A 3,539-nucleotide genomic window follows, 5' to 3' on the forward strand; every position below is an offset into this window, starting at 1 on the left:
TTTTGTGGCTGACGGAATGAAATGGAGGCAGCCGCAAAAAAGATATAGTGGACAGCGGGTTCCTGGCTCCTGAAAAAAGATATTTCTACAGTAATCTTCGAGTTAGGTGTTTAAGTATTACAAACCTATCAAAGGTTTCTTTACCTGTAACTATTTACTTACTTCAGATTTGAAACTTCAGATAGTGAAACTACAATTTCTATCACAACAAACATTTGAATCCTCATATTTCATTTCAAATTTTCAACATAAACAATATTATATTAAATTATTTTTAAAGTATCCGCAAAAAACATCATTTCAATTTCTATTTTTCCTTAAATTGTGATATCAAATCATAAGTGATAAAATTAATTTATTCTCCACTCACTGAGAATATTTTAAAAGCACTTGTTTTCTGCAGAACGACTCAGAAAACATTAATCACACTAATAAATCAGTATCTATGAAAAAAATTTACATCCTCCTTATCCTGTCTTTCTTCTTACAAACTAAGGCGCAATCTGTGATCTACTCCCATACAGTTCCTAATTATAGTGGAGCAGCTGGTTTCAGCTCCTATCTTGCCAATAATGGAGATATGATAAGCATGGCAAGTAGTTTTACTTTAACCCAAACAAGCGAAATAACCACAATCAATCTATACGGTTCTCAAATTTCAGATAATCTTCCTGCAATGGTGAAAGGGATGATACTTTATATATACAGCGACAATAATGGAGCTCCGTCCGGCAATCCCCTTCTTCAGACAGGAATCCCTGTAATTTCTTTAGACATTAACAACAGTACACAAGGATACAATATTATACATACCGCACAGTATATCTATACGTTTTCTGTGGATATATCAGCACTTCCCGGTACAGCAGTTTTGCAGGGTAATACAAAATACTGGCTTTTCTTCGTACCCCGAATTAATCTGGACTCGATGATTTTAACTTCACCACAGAAATTCAACTGGTGGCTATCCCCGACGGCAGCACCGGACTACGCAAGAATATCTAATCTAACAGGTGGTGCAGCCTACCCGACCTGGCAGGTTATCCCAAATACTGGTGCTGCATTTTCTATTGAAGGAATGATAATGGGAACGCATGAGGTGGTATATGATTCTTCAGAAATTAAAGTCTTCCCCAATCCAACTACCCGTTTTTTAGAAGTGACAAGCAAAGATAAGATACGGCAGATCGCTCTCTATGATGGTAACGGCAAAAAAATCCCCGTGAAATTGGCAGATCATAAAGTGGATTTTGAAGGATTATCCGCTGGTAACTATTTCTTATCAATAGAAACAGAAAAGGGTACGGTAACTAAAAAAATTATAAAGAGATAAATACAGTAGACTCATAGGTCTCCAATTTGCAACCTGAGCATTATTATTTCAGAATTGTCAGAAATTATGCAGAATTAATGCTTTAGATGTTTTTGTGGTTTTTATGATATAATTTGTTGTGTGTTGTTGTCACGGATTGCAAATCCGCGACATCGGGTAATACAATAAACTTTTAGGTCTCAGATTTGCAATCTGAGCATTACTATTTCAGAATTGTCAGAAATTATGCAGAATTAGATAATGCTTTAGATGTTTTTGTGATTTTTATGGGATGATTTGTTGTGTGTTGTTGTCACGGATTGCAAATCCGCGACATCGGTAATACAGTAAACTCTTAGGTCTCAGATTTGCAATCTGAGCATTACTATTTCAGAATTGTCAGAAATTACGCAGAATAAGATAATGCTTTAGATGTTTTTGTGGTTTTTATGGGGGATTTTTTTTGTGTTGCCGTCACGGATTGCAAATCCGCGACATCGGATTATTCTTACAATCTTTTGATATTTGCTGTGCAGCACTTAGTTGAGTAATTGATAAGCTGTAAAAATATCCCTGTAAATTATATAATTATACAACACGCATCCTTCCCTACTCTTCCAAACGAAGCAACTCGCTTTCTGCGTTCAGGCGCTTTAAAATAACGGTGCGTAAATGCGTTTCGTTTTGATCACCCCAAATTCCCAATTGCAAAATTATAGGTATAACGCTTTTTCCCAGTTCAGTAAGACTGTACTCTACTTTGGGCGGCACTACAGGGTAAATTTTCTTGGTAATCAATTCGTGATCTTCCAGTTCTTTCAACTGTATATTTAATACTCTACGCGTGGCATCAGGGATTTTGCGCTGTAATTCACTCGGCCGTTGATGTCCCTGATCTATAAACCAGAGCAGACGTATTTTCCATTTGCCGTAAAGTACTTCACCGATCAGGTCAAGACCGCAATTTAAGTTCGGGATTATTTTTCTCTCATACATAAAGCAAATTTAAACGTATGTTCCGATTTGCACAATAGGGGAATAATTTATCCCTATCTGAATCGTAATTCCGTACTTGTACAAACTGTTTTTATAGCCCAATTTTGTCCTATAAATAATTATAAAAATGGAACAGTTTAATTTCAACAATGAGTTATCAGGCCAAATTGCACTGGTAACTGGAGGTACAAAAGGAACCGGAAAAGCGATTGCAGAAAGACTATTGCAGGCCGGCGCGACAGTAATCATTTCGGCAAGAAATGCACCGGAAGAAGAAAACAGCAATCTGCATTTCATTGCTGCTGATCTGAGTACTGCGGAAGGAACACAGAAGGTAATCAGTGAAATCATGTCTGCGTATGGCCGGCTGGATATTCTGATCAACAACCTCGGCTCATCAACAACACCTGCCGGTGGCTTTAATGCATTATCGGATGAGGACTGGGAATCTACTTTAAAGGCTAATTTGCTTGCTCCAGTAAGACTGGACCGTGGATTTTTGCCTCAAATGATTGAGCGAAAAAGTGGCGTTATTATCCACATTGCTTCCATTCAGGGTAAGCTTCCTTTATACGATTCTACTTTGCCTTACGCCGCTTCAAAAGCAGCATTGAGAAATTACAGTAAAAGTCTGTCGAATGAAGTAACTCCAAAGGGTGTCCGTGTTTTGGCTGTTTCACCCGGATGGATTAATACAACAGCATCGAAAGACTGGCTGGGCGAAATCGCAAGAAACGCAAACAGCACTGTAGAACAAGCGCAGCAGGGCGTGATGGATGCGCTGGGCGGAATTCCTTTTGGCAGACCTTCCGAACCGAGAGAGGTTGCCGAATTTGTAGGTTTTCTTGTATCTCCGAGAGCCGGCTATTTAACAGGAACCGAATATGTCATCGACGGCGGTACTGTACCAACTATTTAATCATTTTAAAAATAAAATACAATGCAATTACCAAACATCATCTCAGATTTAGTAAAGACTCAGAACGAATTTAACAGTGCTGCCTATGCAGACTGTTTCGCCGAAGATGCCCAGGTATCTGATGAAGGCAAAACGCACATCGGCAAGGCAGAAATTGAAAAGTGGATCGACAAATCAAACAAAGAAAACAAGGCCACAATGGAGCCGGTAGATTATGATGAGAAAGAAGATATACTGTCGGCAAAAATAGCAGGATCATTTCCGGGAAGTCCTCTGATTTTGAAATTTCATTTTAAAATTGCTGACGGAAAA

Annotated in this window: 4 protein-coding genes; 3 read left to right on the plus strand and 1 reads right to left on the minus strand. The window is 38.3% G+C overall.

The genetic code is table 11. The features are described from left to right. Nucleotides 1-505: 505 nt before the first annotated feature. Entirely contained in the window at nucleotides 506-1,333 is an 828-nt protein-coding gene (locus tag ASG21_RS02270) for a T9SS type A sorting domain-containing protein (protein WP_157844502.1), read from the plus strand. A gap of 588 nt (nucleotides 1,334-1,921) precedes the next feature. On the opposite strand, the gene ASG21_RS02275 is transcribed toward ASG21_RS02270, so the two are convergent. Further along, complete coding sequence (locus ASG21_RS02275) at nucleotides 1,922-2,308, minus strand: helix-turn-helix domain-containing protein (protein WP_056075283.1); 387 nt, start codon at nucleotides 2,306-2,308, stop codon at nucleotides 1,922-1,924. Nucleotides 2,309-2,435: 127 nt separating this feature from the next. Between ASG21_RS02275 and ASG21_RS02280 the strand changes: the two genes are divergently transcribed. Then, entirely contained in the window at nucleotides 2,436-3,227 is a 792-nt protein-coding gene (locus ASG21_RS02280) for an SDR family oxidoreductase (protein ID WP_056075285.1), read from the plus strand. Between the two features lie 21 nt (nucleotides 3,228-3,248). Beyond that, on the plus strand, nucleotides 3,249-3,539 hold a 291-nt coding region (locus tag ASG21_RS02285), incomplete at its 3' end, for a hypothetical protein (protein ID WP_056075526.1).

Origin of the sequence: Chryseobacterium sp. Leaf394 (assembly GCF_001424105.1) — a bacterium.
Taxonomy (GTDB): domain Bacteria; phylum Bacteroidota; class Bacteroidia; order Flavobacteriales; family Weeksellaceae; genus Chryseobacterium.